The 19490-nt window shown below is 70.1% G+C and carries 20 protein-coding genes; 11 read left to right on the forward strand and 9 right to left on the reverse strand.

Features of this window, described 5'->3' with window-relative positions; translation table 11 throughout:
• Positions 1-110: 110 nt before the first annotated feature.
• Both BI335_RS17255 and BI335_RS17260 read right to left on the reverse strand, forming a co-directional pair.
• Positions 111-839 carry a YceI family protein gene (locus BI335_RS17255; protein WP_094432502.1) on the reverse strand — a complete coding sequence of 243 codons (729 nt, stop codon included), beginning with the start codon at positions 837-839 and terminating at the stop codon, positions 111-113.
• A gap of 143 nt (positions 840-982) precedes the next feature.
• Positions 983-2143, reverse strand: a complete 1161-nt coding sequence (locus BI335_RS17260) for a M23 family metallopeptidase (protein ID WP_094359948.1) — start codon at positions 2141-2143, stop codon at positions 983-985.
• A gap of 276 nt (positions 2144-2419) precedes the next feature.
• Between BI335_RS17260 and BI335_RS17265 the strand changes: the two genes are divergently transcribed.
• The 3 genes from BI335_RS17265 to sucD all read left to right on the forward strand — a co-directional run bounded on the left by BI335_RS17265 (position 2420) and on the right by sucD (position 5168).
• The gene (locus tag BI335_RS17265; protein ID WP_094359950.1) at positions 2420-2830 is read left to right on the forward strand and encodes a cobalamin B12-binding domain-containing protein; all 411 of its coding nucleotides are present in this window, start codon (positions 2420-2422) and stop codon (positions 2828-2830) included.
• A 228-nt stretch (positions 2831-3058) separates the two neighbouring features.
• Positions 3059-4264, forward strand: coding sequence for an ADP-forming succinate--CoA ligase subunit beta (sucC, locus tag BI335_RS17270; protein WP_094359952.1), 1206 nt, complete (start codon positions 3059-3061; stop codon positions 4262-4264).
• 16 nt (positions 4265-4280) lie between these two features.
• The gene (sucD, locus tag BI335_RS17275; RefSeq protein WP_094359954.1) at positions 4281-5168 is read left to right on the forward strand and encodes a succinate--CoA ligase subunit alpha; all 888 of its coding nucleotides are present in this window, start codon (positions 4281-4283) and stop codon (positions 5166-5168) included.
• Positions 5169-5261: 93 nt separating this feature from the next.
• Here sucD and BI335_RS17280 read toward each other — a convergent pair whose 3' ends face one another.
• The 3 genes from BI335_RS17280 to BI335_RS17290 all read right to left on the reverse strand — a co-directional run bounded on the left by BI335_RS17280 (position 5262) and on the right by BI335_RS17290 (position 8000).
• Positions 5262-5768 carry a VOC family protein gene (locus tag BI335_RS17280; protein WP_229117868.1) on the reverse strand — a complete coding sequence of 169 codons (507 nt, stop codon included), beginning with the start codon at positions 5766-5768 and terminating at the stop codon, positions 5262-5264.
• 60 nt (positions 5769-5828) lie between these two features.
• On the reverse strand, positions 5829-6218 hold the full coding sequence (locus BI335_RS17285) for a helix-turn-helix transcriptional regulator (RefSeq protein ID WP_094359956.1): 390 nt from the start codon (positions 6216-6218) through the stop codon (positions 5829-5831).
• A gap of 96 nt (positions 6219-6314) precedes the next feature.
• Positions 6315-8000 (reverse strand): hypothetical protein, encoded by a 1686-nt coding sequence (locus tag BI335_RS17290; RefSeq protein WP_094432504.1) that lies wholly within the window; start codon positions 7998-8000, stop codon positions 6315-6317.
• 130 nt (positions 8001-8130) lie between these two features.
• Between BI335_RS17290 and BI335_RS17295 the strand changes: the two genes are divergently transcribed.
• The gene (locus tag BI335_RS17295) at positions 8131-9648 is read left to right on the forward strand and encodes a cell division protein PerM (RefSeq protein WP_144009138.1); all 1518 of its coding nucleotides are present in this window, start codon (positions 8131-8133) and stop codon (positions 9646-9648) included.
• Here the strand turns inward: BI335_RS17295 and BI335_RS17300 are convergent.
• Together BI335_RS17300 and BI335_RS17305 are read right to left on the reverse strand one after the other, a co-directional pair.
• Positions 9605-10852 (reverse strand): MFS transporter, encoded by a 1248-nt coding sequence (locus tag BI335_RS17300; RefSeq protein WP_094432508.1) that lies wholly within the window; start codon positions 10850-10852, stop codon positions 9605-9607. The two genes, BI335_RS17295 and BI335_RS17300, sit on opposite strands and share 44 nt — an antisense overlap.
• Positions 10853-10856: 4 nt before the next feature.
• A complete protein-coding gene (locus tag BI335_RS17305) occupies positions 10857-11453 on the reverse strand; it encodes an ArsR/SmtB family transcription factor (protein WP_094432511.1) in 597 nt (198 codons plus the stop codon).
• Positions 11454-11614: 161 nt separating this feature from the next.
• Between BI335_RS17305 and purN the strand changes: the two genes are divergently transcribed.
• From purN to BI335_RS17340, 7 genes are all read left to right on the forward strand, one after another.
• On the forward strand, positions 11615-12193 hold the full coding sequence (purN, locus tag BI335_RS17310) for a phosphoribosylglycinamide formyltransferase (protein ID WP_229117869.1): 579 nt from the start codon (positions 11615-11617) through the stop codon (positions 12191-12193).
• The gene (purH, locus tag BI335_RS17315) at positions 12190-13746 is read left to right on the forward strand and encodes a bifunctional phosphoribosylaminoimidazolecarboxamide formyltransferase/IMP cyclohydrolase (RefSeq protein WP_094432513.1); all 1557 of its coding nucleotides are present in this window, start codon (positions 12190-12192) and stop codon (positions 13744-13746) included. Before purN ends, purH begins: the two co-directional genes overlap by 4 nt.
• 51 nt (positions 13747-13797) lie before the next feature.
• Complete coding sequence (locus BI335_RS17320) at positions 13798-14001, forward strand: DUF6290 family protein (RefSeq protein ID WP_172421935.1); 204 nt, start codon at positions 13798-13800, stop codon at positions 13999-14001.
• Entirely contained in the window at positions 13998-14372 is a 375-nt protein-coding gene (locus BI335_RS17325) for a type II toxin-antitoxin system death-on-curing family toxin (protein ID WP_094427455.1), read from the forward strand. The genes BI335_RS17320 and BI335_RS17325 overlap by 4 nt, the downstream gene beginning before the upstream one ends.
• Positions 14373-14484: 112 nt before the next feature.
• Positions 14485-15384, forward strand: a complete 900-nt coding sequence (locus BI335_RS17330) for a bifunctional methylenetetrahydrofolate dehydrogenase/methenyltetrahydrofolate cyclohydrolase (protein WP_094432516.1) — start codon at positions 14485-14487, stop codon at positions 15382-15384.
• Positions 15385-15394: 10 nt separating this feature from the next.
• A complete protein-coding gene (locus tag BI335_RS17335; protein ID WP_208109368.1) occupies positions 15395-15700 on the forward strand; it encodes a DUF3017 domain-containing protein in 306 nt (101 codons plus the stop codon).
• Positions 15701-15720: 20 nt separating this feature from the next.
• Positions 15721-16470, forward strand: a complete 750-nt coding sequence (locus tag BI335_RS17340) for a PIG-L deacetylase family protein (protein WP_229117870.1) — start codon at positions 15721-15723, stop codon at positions 16468-16470.
• A 30-nt stretch (positions 16471-16500) separates the two neighbouring features.
• On the opposite strand, the gene BI335_RS17345 is transcribed toward BI335_RS17340, so the two are convergent.
• Complete coding sequence (locus BI335_RS17345) at positions 16501-17100, reverse strand: DUF4190 domain-containing protein (protein ID WP_133626476.1); 600 nt, start codon at positions 17098-17100, stop codon at positions 16501-16503.
• Between the two features lie 96 nt (positions 17101-17196).
• Positions 17197-19383, reverse strand: a complete 2187-nt coding sequence (locus BI335_RS17350) for a sialidase family protein (RefSeq protein WP_166646869.1) — start codon at positions 19381-19383, stop codon at positions 17197-17199.
• Positions 19384-19490: the final 107 nt, after the last annotated feature.

The raw sequence follows: 19490 nt of genomic DNA on the forward strand, positions 1-19490 counted from the left end.
AACCGCGATCCATCGAACTCTGGGTGCATCCATCGCGTGCTGCAGGGCTCGCTGGATGGCACGAAGGATCGATGGATCGCCGGCCCCGCGCGTACGCCGCCCAGCCGCGCTCAGCCGCGGGCCAATTGCAGCGAGAACTCGATCTGTCCGGCCGGTTCCACCTTCACGAAACCGAGATCAGGTGGTGTGACGCCGAAGTCGGTGAAGGTGATCGGGGCGGTTCCCGCGACCTGGACCCGGCCGTCGGCGTGCGCGGCCTGCAGCTCGAGGGTGACCGGGCGGGTGACCCCGTGGATCGTCAGCTCACCGGGCACCTGGACCCGGCTCGTCCCGCCGCTGGTCATCGCCGCCACGTCGACCGGGGTGGTGCTGGCGAAGGTGGCCTGCGGGAACCGGTCGGTCTGCAGCGCGGTGGAGCGGAAATAGTTGTCGCGGCGCGAGGAGTCGGTGCTGATCGAGGCCATGTCGACGGTGATCCGCGCCGAGGTCAGCTGGGTCCGGTCGACCTGGACCTCGGCGGTCACCTGCTCGGTACGCCCGGTGACGGTGACATCGGCACCGTTGAGCACCTCATCGACCCGGTAGCCGGCGTACGAACCAGGCTGGGCGGTCCAGCGACCCGACAGCGCCTCCACCGAGGCCGGGGTACCGGTCGCCGCATCGGGCGCGACGGTGGGGGAGGCCAGCGAGACCGCCGGGGCGGCCTCGGCGTTGCTGTTCTCGGACGCGGCATAGATGCGCGGGCCGATGATCGCCGCGAGGAGCAGCACCACCAGCAACGGCAGCCCGATCAACAGGGCGGTCCGTGATCGGCGTCGGTTCGGGTTGGACTCGGACATCGGCGCTACCTCCGCGGCGGAAATGGGTCAGGCGTTCAGAAAGTTGAACGCTCAAGTTCCACCGCGAGTTCCGCCGGCAACGCAGCGGGCCCGGAACTCCGCGAAGAGTTCCGGGCCCGTGCTGGGTCCCCGTGGACCGAGGCTCAGAGGCGTACGCCGAGGCGCAGCATCCAGCTGTAGGGGTCGTCGGTCACGTACGGGTTGCCGACGACACCGCCTGGGTAGTGCTCGAAGTGCAGGTGCGGGCCGAAGGTGCGCCCGGTCATGCCGACCGCGCCGATCTGCTGACCGGCCTGGACCATCTGGCCCGGCCGGACCAGGCTGGTGGACATGTGCGCGTAGAGGGTCGCGGAGCCGTCGGCGTGCTTGATCACCACGTGGGTGCCGGCCCAGCCGCCACCGTTCGGGGCGAGCACGACGCCACCGGAGGCGGCGCGGATCGGCGTACCGATCGGGGCGGGCAGGTCCTGACCGGTGTGGTAGCGCGACCAGGAGCCGACGGCACCCCAGCGGGCTCCGAGGGTGTAGCCGGAGGCGATCGGCTTGGCGCCGCCGCCACCGCTGACGCCGGCATCGCCGCCGCCCACCTGCGGTGCCGGGGCCGGGGCGGCAGCCGGAGCCGGCGCCTCGAGGCTGCCCGCGCCGGTGCCGGAAGCGGCATTCGCCGACGCGGCGTCGGCCTCCTGCTTCTTCTTCAGCGCCTCTTCGGCCTTTTTCTTCTCCTCGGCCAGTCGGGCCTGCTCACGCTTGGTGGCCTGCTGGTTGTTCACCAGATTGGTGGAACGGGCATCGGCGATCGCGTTGCCGGAGGCCTCACTGGCCTGCTCGCCGGTGGCGACCAGCTGGTCGCCACGCTCCTTGGCCTTCTGATCGGCGACCGCGCCGTCGATGGCCGCGCGGACCGCGTTGCGGGAGGTGCCGTCGGCCTGGCGGGCGAAGACGTCGAGCGCGCCGTCGACGGACTCGTCGTTCTGCTGGGTGTTGGGCTTCGGGTCGTTGACCGCGGCCGGCTGCTGCTGCTGGGCGGCGACCGGGGCCGGCTGGGCCTGGGTCTGATCCTGACCGGTGGCGGCGGTGGCGCTGGTGGCGGTCTCGACGGCCTGCGCGGACGAGGTCATGGCGACCGATCCGGCCACTGCGAGGCCGAGCGCGGAGATCGCGAGGGCGGCGAGGCCGTGTGTGACGAGGCCCCGGATGGAGAGGTCCTCATCGATCGTCGAGCGGTTGGCTGCGAGTGCGTCCTCTTGGGACTCGACACCCAGTGCCCGACGGGCCTTGGCCCTGCGGAACGAGCGTTGTGACACCGTGTGAACTCCTAGACACCCAGACTTGGTCTGACGCCCAGGGTGATGGACGCCTTCACGAACATAACGGATGGATAACCGGTCCTCAACCTGAAGTTGGGAATTTTCCTTAAGAAATCTCAGCAACTCCCGGTCTGACTGGGGTCATCGGGGCCCTTTGTGAGCAAGGTCACTCAGGAAACCCCCTAATGGTCCTCAGTGAAACCGCTCGGTAGGGAACCCCTCCGATGATCCTTGTGATGGTAGCTCGGCGACCCTGATGAGTACGCTGAGCGGGTGGATAACAACGCCCCGATCCGAGTGGTCGTCGCCAAGCCCGGACTGGATGGGCACGACCGTGGCGCCAAGGTTGTCGCCCGCGCCCTGCGTGATGCCGGCATGGAGGTGATCTACACCGGGCTGCACCAGACCCCGGAGCAGATCGTCCAGACCGCCATCGCGGAGGACGCCGACGCGATCGGCATGTCGGTGCTCTCCGGAGCGCACATGACCCTGTTCGCCAAGGTGCTCGAACTGCTCAAGGCCGAGGACGCCGACGACATCGTCGTCTTCGGCGGCGGCATCATCCCCGAGGACGATCGGGAACCGCTCGCCGCGCTCGGCGTCGCCCAGGTGTTCACCCCCGGTGCGACGATGGCCGACATCGTCGAGTGGGTGCGCGCCAACGTGCGCCGCGCCGCCGTCTGATCCCGGCGTACGCCCGCACCCGCGTCGGCGTACCCGTTCCATGGGCCGGTATGCACCCGACCGCCTCGACCCACTAGGCTCCATCGCGGGTGCGCCACGACGAATCGGGCGGCATCGCCCGGGGTGACGCGCCCGGCCGGGTCGATCCGGCCTACCCATTCCGCAGTTTGCGGGAGTGCACACCCCGTCGGGGAGACCCGGCGGACTGAAACCAAGGATGGAGCCGTCGTGGATCTCTACGAATACCAGGCGCGCGACGTATTCGAGTCGCATGGCGTCCCGGTGCTTCGGGGCATCACTGTCACCACAGCAGAAGAGGCCGGCAAGGCCGCCGAGACCCTGGGTACGCCCGTCGTGGTCGTCAAGGCGCAGGTCAAGACCGGTGGCCGTGGCAAGGCCGGCGGCGTGAAGATCGCCAAGAGCCCCGCCGAGGCCGCGGAGAAGGCCGGCGAGATCCTGGGCATGGACATCAAGGGCCACACGGTCAACAAGGTGATGATCGCCGAGGGTGCGGACATCGCCGAGGAGTACTACTTCTCCATCCTGCTGGACCGCGCGAACCGCTCCTACCTGGCGATGGCCTCCAAGGAGGGTGGCGTCGAGATCGAGCAGCTCGCCGTCGAGCGCCCCGAGGCGCTGGCCCGCATCGAGATCGACCCGGTCAAGGGCCTGGACGAGGCCAAGGCCCGCGAGATCGCCGAGGCCGCCGGCTTCGACGCCGCCGACATCGACCAGCTGGTGACCGTGTTCACCAAGCTCTACGACGTCTACACCGGTGAGGACGCCACCCTGGTCGAGGTCAACCCGCTGGTGAAGACCGGTGAGGGGAAGATCATCGCCCTGGACGGCAAGGTCACCCTGGACGACAACGCCGAGTTCCGGCACCCCGAGCACGCGGAGCTGGACGACAAGTCCGCCACCGATCCGCTGGAGATCAAGGCCCAGGAGAAGGGCCTCAACTACGTGAAGCTGGACGGTTCGGTCGGCATCATCGGCAACGGTGCCGGCCTGGTCATGTCCACCCTGGACGTGGTGGCGTACGCCGGCGAGGAGTTCGCCGGCCAGCCCAAGCCGGCCAACTTCCTCGACATCGGCGGCGGGGCGAACGCCGAGGTGATGGCCGGTGGCCTCGAGGTGATCCTCGGCGATGAGCAGGTGAAGTCGGTGTTCGTGAACGTGTTCGGCGGCATCACCGCCTGTGACGAGGTCGCCAACGGCATCGTGCAGGCCTTCAAGATCCTGTCCGCCGACGGCGTGGACCCGAAACCGCTGGTGGTACGCCTGGACGGCAACAACGCCGAACTCGGCCGCCAGATCCTCGACGACGCCCAGCTGCCGAAGCTGGAGCGGGTCGACACCATGGACGGCGCGGCCAAGCGGGCCGCCGAACTCGCGTCGGCCACAACTGCCCCGGCTGACGCCGACCGGAACTGATAGGGGACGACGAACAATGGCAATCTTCCTGAACAACGATTCCAAGGTCATCGTCCAGGGCATGACCGGCTCCGAGGGCATGAAGCACACCCAGCGGATGCTGAAGTCCGGCACCAACGTGGTCGGCGGGGTGAACCCGCGCAAGGCCGGCCAGACCGTCGACTTCGACGGCGGCGTACAGGTCCCGGTCTTCGGCTCGGTGGCCGAGGCGATGAAGGAGACCGGCGCCAACGTGTCGGTCATCTTCGTGCCGGCCAAGTTCACCAAGGCCGCCGTGGAGGAGGCGATCGAGGCCGAGATGCCGCTGGTGGTCTGCATCACCGAGGGCGTCGCGGTCAAGGACACCGCGGAGTTCTACACCCTCACCAAGGGTTCCAAGACCCGCCTGATCGGCCCGAACTGCCCGGGCCTGATCTCGCCCGAGCAGTCCAACGCCGGCATCATCCCGGCCGACATCGCGCCCAAGGCCGGCAGGATCGGCCTGGTCTCCAAGTCGGGCACGCTGACCTACCAGATGATGTACGAGCTGCGGGACTTCGGCTTCTCCACCGCGGTCGGCATCGGCGGTGACCCGGTCATCGGGACCACCCACATCGACTGCCTGCAGGCCTTCCAGGACGACCCGGAGACCGCGGCGATCGTGATGATCGGCGAGATCGGCGGCGACGCCGAGGAGCGGGCCGCCGAATACATCAAGGCCAACGTGACCAAGCCGGTCGTCGGCTACGTCGCCGGCTTCACCGCCCCCGAGGGCAAGACGATGGGCCACGCCGGCGCCATCGTCTCCGGCTCCTCGGGCACCGCGTCCGCGAAGAAGGAGGCCCTCGAGGCCGCCGGGGTCAAGGTCGGCAAGACGCCGTCGGAGACCGCGGCCCTGATGCGGGAGATCATGCAGGACCTCTGATCGTCCTCGTCCCCGCTCCCTGAGCGAGGAGCGCAGTACGCGGCCCCCACCGGTTTCCGGTGGGGGCCGCGTACGTGTTCCGGGTCGGGGGGGTCACCCCTGCCAGTCGGGCTGGGCCGGTACCTGGTCGGCGGGCAGGTCCTGCTTGAAGCGGACCATGTTGCCGACCGGGTCGCGGAAGGCGCAGTCGCGTACCCCGTAGAACTGGTCGGCCGGTTCCTGCAGCACCTCCGCACCCGAGGACTGCACGTGGTCGAAGACGGCGTCGACGTCCTCGACGTGGAAGATGAGCGCCGAGAGCAGACCCTTGGCGAGCAGATCGTGGAGGGCGTCGGCGTCGCCGTCGGACATCGGCATCGCGCCGCCGCCGGTGTAGTTGTGCAGGGTGATCTCGAGGTTCGGCTGGGCCGGGGGTGTGAGCGTGACCCAGCGGAAGTCGCCGTTGGTGACATCGGTGCGGATGGCGCAGCCGAGGGCGTCGCGGTAGAAGCCGAGCGATGCCTCGGTGTCGTTGGTGAAGACGAAGACATTGGCGATGGCGAGCGAGGCCATCGCGGCCGCGGGAGCGGTGTTGCCGGTGGTGTTCTGTGTGGTGGTCATGGCACCGACGGTAGGGCGCCCGAGCGCCCCGGCGCTTCTCCGATCCTGATCGGTTGCCGATCAGCTCCGGCGTGGCCGGGTGACCTGTTTGGCGATGCACCCGGGAACGCCGACGAGCCCGTCATGGGAGCGTGCCGCGTACGCGCTGGGCGTCTCGCCGACGAGCTCGGTGAAGCGCGAACTGAACGAGCCCAGCGAGGTGCACCCGACCTCCATGCAGGCATCGGTGACGCTCATGCCGCCCCGCAGCAGCCACATGGCCCGCTCGATCCGTCGGGTCATCAGCCAGGCGTACGGTGTCTCGCCGAAGGCGCTCTTGAAGGAGCGCTGGAAGTGGCCGGTCGACATGTGTGCCTCGCGCGCGAGCATCGGCACGTCGAGCGGCTGGGCGTAGTCGCGATCGATCCGGTCCCGGGCCCGCCGCAACCGGACGAGGTCAGCACGGTCCATACCGGCAGTGTCCCATCCGGTTCGGCCGAGCGGAACGACCGCGGCCCCCACCGGAGACCGGTGGGGGCCGCGTACCGCTTCGGCTGCGGGACCGACTCAGCGGACCTGGGTGGCGCGCTCACCGGCGCGCAGGTTCACCCCGATCCAGGAGTCGTCGGTGAAGTCGAAGGTGTCGGTCGGGTTGGCCCGGAGGTAGATGACCTTCTGACCGGCGGAGAAGATGCCGACGCGGTACTTCTGCGTCTTCGTCTGGTCCAGCTTCTGGGTGATGATGTACCAGTTGCCCTTCACCGTGGTGCCCTGTGCCGGGGTCTCCAGGGCGGCCTGCTTGGCCACCTTGGCGGTCAGCACCCGGCTCTCACAGCCGCGGATGTTGGTGGAGATCTTGTCCACCAGCTCGGTCGCGGCACCCGGATTCTCCATCTGCAGCACGATCTGGTCGATGCCGAACTGCGGCGGCGCCTGCGGATCGTTGCGCAGCAGGTAGGTGCGCTGCTGGCGGTTCTCCGCACCGCTCACGGTGCCGAAGTCGATCGCCTCACACCCGGTCCCGTCCTGGATGTCGACGCGGGTGGCGGGGGCATTGCCCCTCCACTGGCCGACACCGGGGGAGACCCGCGGGATGTCGCCGGAGGCCAGCAGACCGGGCTGGTCGCCACCGGGCGGCGGGATGGTGATCGACACCGAGGTGTTCGGTGCGGTGCACAGTCCGACCGCGGGGCCGCACTGCCGGTTGACCACCTGGCTGAGCGCCTTCACCATGCCGTCCATCTCGACCGGCTTGCCCTGCCGGGCGACGTCCAGGATGTTGAGCACGCGGCCGGTGCGGACCAGCACGATCGAGTGGTACTCGTTCACCTTGTCCTGCAGCACCAGGCGTACGCCGATCGCCTGGTCGCCGATCCCGGTCACCTGCATGCCCTTCTCGACATACAGCGGGGAGTCGACGCAGCCGCCGATCTCGGTGCTGCGGAAGTTGAACATCTGCGCCGCCTCTTCCGGGGTGGCGTACGCGTCCGCGCGGTGCAGGGCGGCGGTCTTGTCGTCGCCGCTGGCCGAGATCTGGCGCAGCTCGGTGATCTGCGGGCTGGGCTGGCCGCTCGGCTGCGGGTTGATGCAGGCCGCACCGGGGGAGGAGTCGTTGACGCCCTCCTGGGTCAGACCCTGGGTCCAGGTGCGGGAGGGATCGATGTCCTTGGCCATCCCGTCGGTGAGCAGCCCGTTCTGGGACAGCACCGGTCCGGGGGTGGCGGCGACGCCGGCCATCGGGGTGGACTGCTCGGTGGGCCGGTTCAGTGCCCACAGGGCGTACGACACCAGCACCGCGACCACGCAGATGGCCGAGATCCCGGCGATGGTGAGGGCGGTGGTGTTGCGCCGGTCGAAGCGGCGCTTCGCCTTCGGCTCGGCGGCCCGCCGGCCCACCGGGGCCTCCTCGACGGGCTGCTTGCGGCCCAGGATGCCCTTGCGCTCGGTGCTGGTGGCCTTCGGGGCGAACGGGTTCTCCGGTCGCTCGGCCGGCTCGTCCGCGGTGGACTGCTGCTCGGGCGCCTCCTCGCGGGCGACCAACTGCTCGCGGGAGAAGGACGGCCCGGGGTGGTCGGCCTCCTGGTTCCCGGTCACGGTCTCCGCCGAAGCGTCCTCCGAGGCCCATCCGCGGCGTGCCTGATCGCCCTGCGGTTCGGTCGACGAATCGCCCTCCGGACGGGGGCCCCGATCCGGGGTCTCCTCCTCCGAGGGCAGCGCCGCCCGCTTGGGCCGGTACTCCGCGTCGTTCGACAAACTCTCTCCTCCCGAAACCTGACCGGAATGGTCCCCGAGCCGGTCAGTGGTCACAGATCACCAAACTTTACCTGCTGCTCGCGTGTCTTTGCGATTCGCGAAGGTCGGATGGGGGAGCATGGTCCAGATCATGCCCAGCCTGCTGTCGAGTCGCCGCGCCACATCCGCACTCACCCTGCGGGTGCGCTCCGCCGACGAACTCGACGATCACGACGCCGGGCCGGAGGAGCCGCCGCAGCCCCAGCTGCCGTGGTACGCCGCCGGGGCACTGGCGGGTGCGTTGGCCGCCGTGGGTGGGTGGCTGCTGCTCTGCGGTCTGGTCGTGCTGATCTGGTTCACAGCCCGTGCTGGCGCGGTTCTGGACGCCGTGCGGGCCGGTACCGAGGTCTGGCTGCTGGCCAACGGCGGGGGACTGGAACTCGGCGGACAGCGATGGACCTTGACACCTCTGCTGCTGACCGCTCTGTTGGGAGTGTTGATCGCCCAGGGGGCCGGGCACACGGCCCGGCAGGGGCTGCGCGCGGACGTCGCGGCAGGCGCACAGCACGAACCGCGCGACCTCGCACGAATTGTGCGCAATGTCACGTTCGTGACCGCGGCCGGGTACGCGGTGCTGGTCACGATAACCGGCAGCATCCTCGGCGGTTCCGATCAGGGGGTGCGGGCGCTGGTCGGTTCGGCGGTGCTCGGGGTGCTGGCCGCCTATCTGGGGGCCGCCCGCGCGGTCGGGCATCGGCTCGCCGATGTGCTGCCCGGTTGGGCGAAACCCGTGCCCGGTGCGGTCGGCTGGGCGCTGCTGGTGATGACGGTGGCCGGCATCGCGGTGCTGGTCACCGCACTGGTGCTCGGATTCGACCAGGTGCGCACGATCACGACCGGTCTGGGTGCCGGTGCCGGGATCGGCGCCATCATCGTGCAACTGCTCTATCTGCCCAACCTGGTGCTGTGGGGCGGGTCGTGGGCGCTGGGCGCCGGATTCCGCTTCGGCGAGGGCAGTGTGATCTCGCCGCGGAACACCGACCTCGGACTGCTGCCCTCGATCCCGGTCCTCGGGGCGCTGCCGGCGGAGGGGCCGGGCAGTCCGTGGAGCCTGTGCTGGTTGGCCTCCGGTGCGGTCGCGGGTGCGGTCGCGGCCTGGTGGGTGATGCGCCGTCGCCCCCGGGCGCGGTTCGACGAGACCGCGATCGTCGGCGGGTTGAGCGGCATCCTGGCCGGCTTGGCCTACACCCTGCTGGCGGCCTTCTCCGGTGGCGACCTGGGCACCGACCGGTTGCGCGCGGTCGGGCCCCGATTGACCGAGCTCGCGGTGATGTCGGGTGCGCTGATGGGTATCACCGGACTGGCCGTCGGGCTGGTCTGGGGACTGGTACGCCGCCCCGGTGCCGAACCGGATGCGGATGAGCTGGACGATGACGGGCCCGACGAGACCGACGACGATCCGACCGAGGTGGTCGGTGACGAACCGACCACGCAGTTGGGACGCCCGCGGGCCGCCGAGCGGCCGGCGACCGACGTGATCGATCCGGATGACGACCTCGACCCCGACGATGAACCCACCGAGGTGGTCGAGGAGGAGACAGTGGTCGTCGACGAGGAGACCGAGGTCATCGCACCACGGAAGCGCTGGAATCCTTTTTCTCGGCGCTGAGTGCCGGCAGGTAGCAGAGCGCGCCGAGAACGCTGAACAGGCCGCCGGCCACCATCGCGACCTGGGTCCCGGCGTACGCCGCCAGCTGGCCGAGCAGCGGGCCGATGGCGGCACTGGCGCCGAGGGCGACCAATGAGTTGAGCGAGAGCACGGTGGCCCGGCTGCCCTGCGGGGCGCGGCGGTGCAGCAGCGCCCGGTGCACCGGACCGCAGGCGCCGTGCAGGCCGTAGGTGACCAGGTAGGCGCCGATCAGCCCGGCCGGTCCGTACGCCAACCCCATCACCGCGGCACCCAGCCCGTTCAGGATCCGGGCGAGAATCGCGGCGCGGGCCACCCCGATCCGTCGGGCCGACCGGCCCACCAGCGCCGCACCGATCGCGAAGCAGCCCCAGCCGGCGGCCGCGGTCGGCCCGACCCAGGCACCGGCCCGTGCCGCGCCACCCAACAACTCCGCGAGTCGGATCGGCTGGAAGGTCTCGAAGACCGACATCGCAGCCACCCAGAACAGCTCCACCGCGACGATCCCGGCCAGCACCCGGTCGGTGCGCAGCAACCGCAGGCAGGACGCGACCGCTGCCGGCGTACCCCGCACCGAGGCCAGGGCGGCACCGGGTTGCACCGAACGATCGGTGGGCAGCAGCAGCCAGGTCGCGAGCAGGTGCACGACCGTGGTGCCCAGCAGCACCAGCATCGGCAGCAGCAGCGCACTCTGCGCGGTGAACGGATGCCAGGCGGCGAGCAGGCCCGCGGCCAGGGCGCTGCCGGCGATCGCCAGGCCGACCAGCGTCGACTCCTTCGCCAGCAACTGGTCCGCGTCGGCCCGCGGATCCAGCTCGTGCAGCCGGTCCACCGCCCAGGCCTCCAACGGCCCGGAGTCCAGGGCCCGGTAGACACCCATCGAGAACGCCGCCAGTGCGAAGCCGGTGAAGCTGTCGGCGCGCAGATAGAGCAGGGCGGTACCGACGTTGATGACCGCCGCCACCAGCAGCACCGGCTTGTAGCCGAAGCCGTCGGCGAATCCGCTGGTCGGCAGTTCCAGCAGCAGCACACCGATGCCCTGGAAGGCCAGGTACGCGGTGATCTGGGCGGGGGAGAGGCCGCGCTCCAGGGCCCAGAGGGTGAAGACGCCGATGCCCATCCCGGACGGCAGCCAGCGGGTCACGGTGAGGATCAGGAAGATCCGCGTGACCTGGTGGGTGGTCATCTGCTCAGCTCCAGCGCGGGTCGGCGGGGGTGAAGATCAGATTCACCCGCACCCTGCGGGCCCGCGGGGTGTCGCTCGCGCTGCGGTAGCGGGCGACCACCTCGTCCAGCTCGGCGTGCATGGCCCGGAGCTGCTCGGGCTCGACGACCACCGCGTCGTCGTTGACCGAGAGTGCGTCCCGCCAGTCCTGTGGCCAGTCCTCCTCGCGGTCCAGATAGCGCTCGTGCCCGTCGGCGGCCTGCCGCAGGTAGTGCCGGCCCAGCCAGGCGACCGCGGCCTGGGTCTGTTCGTCGGCCGGGTAGTCACCCCCGGTGAAGGAGTGGCTGCGCGAGGCGGCCCGCCACTGCCGCCGCCGGCCCTCGCCCTCCCCGGTATCGGTGACCAGCCCGACCTCCGCCAGCTTGCGCAGGTGGTAGGAGGTGGCGCCGGTGTTGGTGTCGAGTGCCTCGGCCAGCTCGGTCGCGGTCGCCGGCCCCTCCCCGCGCAACCGGGAGAGCAGTAGCGAACGCATCGGATGGGCGAGTACGCGGACAGCGGTCGCGTCGAGCCGCACGTTCTCCGGCCGCCCGTCGGGATCGGCCCGGTTCTGATCATCAGTCATGCGTACACAATTATCATGCACAACTTCTATGCACAATAGTTATGCATCCCATCCCGCGAAGATGTCAGCAGTTATGCACCCTTGCGCGCGCCGGAACTGGCACATCTCCCCCAAGAGTTCGGTTTGGGGGAGGACCGGTCGCCGTCGGTAGAGTCTTGGCCGTGACCTTCCGCCTCGCCGTGCTCGTCTCCGGTTCGGGCACCCTGTTGCAGGCGCTGCTGGACGCGATCGCCGCGGGGGAGTGCGCGGGTGAGGTGGTCGTCGTCGGCTCCGACCGGGCCGGCATCGAGGGGCTCGCGCGGGCCGAGCGCGCCGGCGTACCGACCTTCACCCACCCCTACGCCAAGGGTTCCGATCGGGCCGCCTGGGATCAGCAGCTCACCGCCCTGATCGCCGCCCACGAGCCCGACCTGGTCGTCAGCGCAGGCTTCATGAAGCTCGTCGGCCCGGCCTTCCTGGACCGCTTCGCCGGCGCGATGATCAACACCCACCCCGCGCTGCTGCCCAGCTTTCCCGGCATGCACGGCGTCCGCGACGCGCTCGCCTACGGGGTGAAGGTCACCGGTGCCACCGTCTTCACCGTCGACGCCGGTGTGGACACCGGCCGGATCCTCGCCCAGGCACCGGTCGAGGTCCACCCGGGGGACACCGAGGAATCCCTCCACGAACGGATCAAGGTCGCCGAACGGCGGCTGCTGATCGACACCGTCAACCACCTGGCAACCAAGGAGCAGCAGTGACCGAAGCGCAGAGCCGACAGCCGATCCGGCGCGCCCTCGTCTCCGTCTATGACAAGACCGGACTGGAAGACCTCGGCCGGGCGCTGGTCGCGGCCGGTGTCGAGCTGGTCTCCACCGGTTCCACCGCCAAGCGGCTGGCCGACGCCGGTCTGCCGGTCACCGCGGTCGAGCAGGTCACCGGTTTCCCCGAATGCCTGGACGGCCGGGTGAAGACCCTGCATCCGATGGTGCATGCCGGCATCCTCGCCGACCGGCGACTGCCCGCCCACGTCGAGCAGCTCGAGCAGCTCGGGGTCGCGCCCTTCGACCTGGTGGTCTCCAACCTCTACCCGTTCGCCGAGACCGTCGCCTCCGGTGCCAGCACCGACGAGGCCATCGAGCAGATCGACATCGGCGGCCCCTCGATGGTCCGCGCCGCGGCCAAGAACCACCCGTCGGTGGCGATCATCACCGCGCCGGAGCAGTACGCCGAGCTGATCGACGCGCTGGACGCCGGCGGCACCACGCTGGCCCAGCGGCAGCGGCTCGCCACCGACGCCTTCCGGCACACCGCCGCCTACGATGTCGCGGTCGCGTCCTGGATGGGGCGTACGCTCGCCGGTGACGAGGGTGCCCCGGCCTGGGCCGGCGCCACCTGGGACAAGGTCGCCGACCTGCGCTACGGCGAGAACAGCCACCAGTCCGCGACCCTCTACCGCGGCGCGAGCGGTGGCCTGGCCGGTGCGGAACAGCTGCACGGCAAGGAGATGTCCTACAACAACTACGTCGACACCGACGCCGCCCGCCGGGCCGCCTTCGACTTCGACGAGCCGGCGGTGGCGATCGTCAAGCACGCCAACCCGTGCGGGATCGCGGTCGACGACGACATCGCGGTGGCGTACGCCAAGGCGCACGCCAGCGACCCGGTGAGCGCCTTCGGTGGCGTGATCGCCGCGAACCGCGAGGTCACCACCCAGATGGCCGAGGCGGTCAGCGAGGTCTTCACCGAGGTGATCGTCGCGCCCTCGTACGCCGAGGGTGCGGTGGAGATCCTGCAGGGCAAGAAGAACATCCGGATCCTGGTCTGCCCGGCCGACGAGCATCCCGACCCGGTCGAGTTCACGATGATCTCCGGCGGCGTACTGATGCAGGACGTCGACCGCTTCCAGGCCGAGGGTGACGACCCCGCCACCTGGACGCTGGCCGCCGGTGAGGCCGCCGACGAGCAGACGATGGCCGATCTGGCGTTCGCCTGGAAGGCCTGCCGGGCCGTGAAATCCAACGCGATCCTGCTCGCCCACGACGGCGCCTCGGTCGGTGTCGGCATGGGTCAGGTGAACCGCGTCGACTCCTGCCGGCTGGCCGTCGAGCGGGCCGGGGAGCGGGCCGCCGGATCGGTGGCCGCCTCCGATGCCTTCTTCCCGTTCTCCGACGGCCCGCAGATCCTGCTCGATGCCGGTATCAAGGCGATCGTGCAGCCGGGTGGTTCGGTACGCGACGAGGAGACCATCGAGGCCTGCCGGAAGGCCGGCGTGACGATGTACTTCACCGGTACCAGGCACTTCTTCCACTGATCACCCGCAAATCCACGTGCGGCCTGGTATCAGACTCGGTATCATGGGTTCATGGCCATGACACTTCGCCTGACCGAGGCCGAGACCGAAGCGCTCCGCAAGCGTGCTGAGCTTGAGCGCCGCTCGATGCAGGAGGTCGCTCGGGCCGCGGTGACCGAGTACATCGAGACCCACAGCCGGCGTGACCTGCTGGACCAGGTTCTGGATCGGGAGTTGCCGCGCTACGCCGAGGCGCTCGAACGTCTCGGCCAATGACGCTCTTTCTCACCACCGAGGAACTGATCCATATCGCGAACCGGGCGACCGGGATGACGGTCGCGGTCCGCGACATCGGTCTGCTCGAGTCGGCGGCAGCCCGCCCCCAGACCGAGGTCTTCGGCCAGGTCGCGTACCCGGATCTGGTCACCCAGGCCGCGGCGTTGACGCAGTCGATCGTGGGGAACCATGCCTTGGTGGACGGCAACAAACGGCTGGGACTGGCTGCCCTGCTGGCATTTCTCGGCCTCAACGGTCATCGACTCACGTTCAGCAATGATGAGGCCTACGAGTTCATCCTCGCCATCGCTGATGGATCGTTGGCAGAGGTGGAGAGCATCGCGGAGCAACTGCGCCGGGGAGTGCAGTGATCCGCTGCTCGTATCGGGAGTGATTCCGCCGAGTGGAATGCAGGTGTCGGGCGGGCGGCGCCGACGGTGCAAGAATGGCGGAGCCCTCAGGCGTACCCGCGAAAGGACTTCGATGACGGCGCAGACACTCGACGGCAAGGCCTGTGCGGCCGAGATCAAGGCGGAGCTCACCGAGCGTGTCGCCGCCCTGGCCGAACACGGGGTCACCCCCGGACTCGGCACCGTGCTGGTCGGCGACGACCCCGGTTCGCAGATCTATGTCAACGGCAAGCACCGCGACTGCGCCCAGGTCGGCATCGCCTCGATCCGGGTCGATCTGCCCGCCGAGACCAGCCAGGAGCGGCTCCGCGAGGAGATCGCCAGGCTGAACGCCGATGCCACCTGCACCGGCTACATCGTCCAGCTGCCGCTGCCCAGGCAGCTCGACGAGCACGAGGCGCTCGGCCTGATCGACCCGGCCAAGGACGTTGACGGGCTCACCCCGACCAACCTCGGCAAGCTGGTGCTGAACGAGCCCGGGCTGCTGCCGTGCACCCCGCGCGGCATCGTCGAACTGCTGCGCCGCAGCGGTGTCGAACTGGCCGGCGCCGAGGCCTGCATCGTCGGCCGCGGCACCACGGTCGGCCGCCCGCTCGGGCTGCTGCTCACCCGGCGCTCGGAGAACTCCACGGTCACCCTGTGCCACACCGGCACCAAGGACCTCGCCGCGCACACCAGGGCTGCCGACATCGTGATCGGCGCCGCCGGCGTACCCGGGCTGATCACCGCCGAGATGATCAAGCCCGGCGCCGCCCTGGTCGATGTCGGGATCACCCGCAACGACGAGGGGAAGCAGGTCGGCGACTTCACCCCCGAGGTCTGGGAGGTGGCCGGTGCGGTCACCCCGAACCCCGGTGGTGTCGGCCCGATGACCCGCGCGATGCTGCTCGAGAACGTCGTCGAGGCCGCCGAGCGGCAGCTCGCCGACGCGCTGTCGGGCACCCGGTTCGTCCAGGACCCGGCGCGGGGCTGAGGCGTACCCGATGGGAGTCCGCGACCAGGGCATCCGGATGGCCGCCCGGGCCAAGGCGCGGTCGCTGAACCAGTGGCCGCTGCTGGTGGTGGTGGCGATCACCGCGATCGCGCTGATCGTCGTCGCCCGCGGCCACTGGCGCTGGGGCAGCGGCCTCTTCGGTGCCGCGCTCTGCCTCGGCGGGCTCGCCCGGCTCGTGCTCCCGCGCCGGATGGCCGGCCTGCTGCAGGTCCGGGGCCGCGCCTTCGACGTCACCGTCCTGCTGGGTGCCGGGATCGCGATCATCGTGCTCGCCCTGGCGGTGCCGCCCGGCTGAACCGGCACTACGGTGGTCGGGTGACGAGCCCCGTACCGGCCGGTGGATTCCCGGCGATCGAACCCCGCCCCGACGACCAGATCGAACGCGCCCTGGTGGTCGTCGCCCATCCCGACGACGCCGACTTCGGGGTGGCCGGCACGATCGCCGGTTGGACCGACGCCGGCATCGAGGTCACCGTGCTGTGCTGCACCCGTGGCGAACAGGGCGCCCGGCCCGATGCCGACATCGACGCCATCCCGGCGCTCCGCGAGACGGAGCAGCGGGCGGCCAGCGCCGAGCTCGGGGTGAGCGACGTACGCTTCCTCGACGGCCACCGCGACGGCTGGCTGGTGCCTGGCTTCGACCTGCAGCGCGACATCCTCCGGGTGCTCCGCGAGGTGCGCCCGCAGCGGGTGGTGACCCAGTCACCGGACCGCAACTGGGACCGGTTGCAGTCCAGCCACCCCGACCATCTGGCCGCCGGCGAGGCCGCCGTCCGTGCCTGCTATCCCGCCTCGGAGAACCCGTTCGCCTGGCCTGAGCTCGGCCTGGACCCGTGGCACGTCGGCGAGATCTGGGTGATGGGCCATCCCGAACCGAATCACGCGGTGGACATCACCGACCGGTTCGACCGCAAGCTGGCGGCGCTGAAGCAGCACGTCTCGCAGACCGGTCATCGCGCCGAACTGGAGACCTTCCTGCGTCGCGGGTCGGGGATGATGGCCGCCCGGATGGGGCTGCCCGAGGGCCGGCTGGCCGAACTCTTCCGGGTCTGTCCGCTGAACTGACCGGACGGGCTCACCCCACCGGCCACGGCCTCAGGACGCGAGCGCCAGAACCAGGTAGTAGACCAGCCACATCGAACCGAAGATGCCGGTGATCAGGCCGCCGATCGCCTGACCCCGACCGCCGTAGACCTGGGGTTCACGGCTGATCTGGCGCAGCGCTGCGACGGCGAAACCGATCGCCAGCGGCCCGGTGATCCCGCAGAAGAAGCCGATGATGCCGGTCACCAGCGAGACCGTCGCATACGGCGAGGTCGACAGCACCAGGCCATAGGTCTGGTACGGGTTGTAGGGGGCCGGATACGACGCCCCGGGATAGGGCTGCATCGACTGGCCCACCTGGTACGGCTGCGGCGGGTGGGGCTGCAGCACCGGCGGCTGCGGTTCGCCGTAGGGATAGCTCGGGAAGGCCTCGCCGGCGGGTTCGGCGTACGCCCGGTCCGGCGGGCCGCCGGCCTCGGACCACTGCCCTTGCGGCTGGGGTTGGGCCTGGGCCTGGGGCGGCTCGGTGGCGGGTACGCCGGATGCCTGCGGGGTGGCACCGTCGGCCAGCGTCTCGAACCGGTTCACCTCACCCAGCCCGTCACCGGGACGGGAGCCCTCACGGCTGAAGGGATTCGGTCCGACCGTCATCTCGACCACCTCGTGTTCGTAGTGCAGCAGCGTACGCCCACCACGACGGCATCCGGGGTGGCACCGGTTCCCCCCGGCCCTGACCCGGATGCCCGGTCAGCGGATCCGCACGTTGTCGAAGTAGAACGAGCTGCCCTTCGGGGCCGTCCCCGCGGAGCTGAACGCCAGGGCGTTCAACGCGGTCGGGGCGCCGGTCGGGGGCCTGGTGGTGAAGCTGGTGTCGCCGATCTTCAACGTCCCGCCGGCGGTGTCCGCGGTGATCTGCACCGCCGCCCAGACGTTCGGGTTGATCGGGGCCGGCAGCTGGCCGAGCGAGTTCCACGCCCGGCCGTCGTACTGGCGGATCTCCCGGCTGATCGGGTCGATCAGGAAGTGGTAGGCGTCCACCGAACGACCCGACGCGTCGGTGCCCTTCACCGTGACGATCGTGCCCGTCTGCCGGTTGACGCCCATCATCTGGTAGTCGATCGAGACCTGCTGGCGGGCCGGGAAGGCCCGCTGGGCGGTCGCGATGTCGTCGGTGGCGAAGTCGAGCAGCCGCAGCGCCCGCCGGGAACCGAAACCGGCGGTCCGCGGCGTACCGGTCTGCGGGGCGGTGTCGACGACCTGGGCGAGCGAGTTGCGCACCCAACCGCGCGGCGGCGCGTTCACCGGGTCGTTCTCGAAGGTGTCGGTGTCGGCGGCGTACGCCTCCAGCTCGGTCACCGCATCCAGCGGGGCGTTGCCGTCGGGGCCGATCTTGATGAACTTCGCCTCGGTCGGCTGGATCTCGGTGTAGGCGAGGGCGCTGTCCACCCGGTCCCGCAGCTTGACCTCCGGCTTCCCCCAGGCCCGGCCGTCGGTCGACAACTGGATGTTGGCGCTCTGCTTCACCCCGGGCGCCATCAGCAGCCCGAGCTTGTTCAACCGATAGACCTGATCGAGTTCGACGACCACGCTCGAACCGGGCCGGATCCGGGCGGCGGCGTGCTTGTCCGATGAACCGTCGACCGCGCCGGCGGCGCTGGTCTGCGGGAACAGCGGGTCGGTGAGCACGTCGGCGGTGATCCGGGCCCGCCCCTCGGCGAGCATCGTGGTCAGATCCAGCTTCCCGGTACCCGGGCCGACCGCGTCGATCTGCCGGGCCCAGATGGCGTAGGTCTCGTTGTAGGGCTGGCAGCCCCACGGGGCGCAGGTGTCGCCGGCGACCAGCGACCGGTTGCCGTCCAGCGGGACCATCGTCATGTTGGCGCTGGAGCCCCAGGTCGGTTCGGCATTGCGCGGCGGCACGTTGTTCTGCAGCAGCTGGTAGTTGCCCCAGTCGTCGCCGTTGCCGGAGGCACTGACCAGCGCATGGTTGCCCGGGCGGCCGTAGGCCAGCACCAGCTGACCGTTCGGTTGCAGCACCACCGAGGGCTCCACCGCGCCGCTCACCGTCGGGGTCGGCGCCTGCAGCCTGGTCGGGGCGGTCCAGGTCCGGCCGTCGTCGCTGGAGTACGCCTGCATCAGCCCGGCGGATTCGGGGCTGCCGCGCAGCACCGCGATCAACCGGCCGTCGACGGTCCGGGAGAAGCTGGGCTCGGAGGCGCCGACGGAGTTGTCGCCGTTGATCACCCCCCACACCGACCAGGACGAACCGCCGTCGGTGCTGGTGATCAGCATTGCGCTCCACCGCTGGTCCTCGGTGAACTTGCCGTAGGCGCCGACGATCAGCCGCCCGTCGGGCAGCTCCATGATGTTCTTGTGCACCCGGATGCCGCGGTCGAACCCGGTGCTGGCGAAGGTCTTGCCGGGTGGGGGAGTGACCACCGCCCGCCGTTCCTGCCAGGTGGCGCCCCGGTCGGCGGAGACCTTGGTGATCACCGCCGGCCCGCGATCGGTCCACTCCGGGATGAACTTCGGGGCGATGTATTCGCCGTTGCTGCGCCGCATCATCGCCAGGGTCTCGACACCGGAGTCGTCGCGGCGGTCGGTGTAGGTGGCGCCACCGTCGCGGGAGACCAGCACCCCGGACGGCACCGTATTGGTCACCGCGTCCGGGCCCTGGGCGAAGCTGAGCCAGACCTCCGGCGTACGCTGCCCGGTCCGGTTCACCTGGTCGATCAGCGCCAGGTGCGGGAAGGAGGCCTGCAGTCCCGGTGCCGGGCTGAACGGATAGAACATGTTGCCCAGGCCGATCGCGGCCCGATCCCCGGGTTGGCCGTCGATCGGCTGCGCCTGGGCCCGCATCGGGATGCTGGCCGGGACCACGAGTGCGACCGCGGCGGCGGTCGCCACCAGCGTCGATGTTCTGCGGAACTTCACGATGGCTCCTTCGCCGGACGTGGTGGAACGACGTTTCATCTAACCGCGAATGTCGACTCCTTGACAAGAGTCGGGCCCCGCCCTCGTGATGAGGACGGGGCCTGGGT

This window comes from Enemella evansiae (assembly GCF_002250705.1).
Lineage (GTDB): Bacteria > Actinomycetota > Actinomycetes > Propionibacteriales > Propionibacteriaceae > Enemella > Enemella evansiae.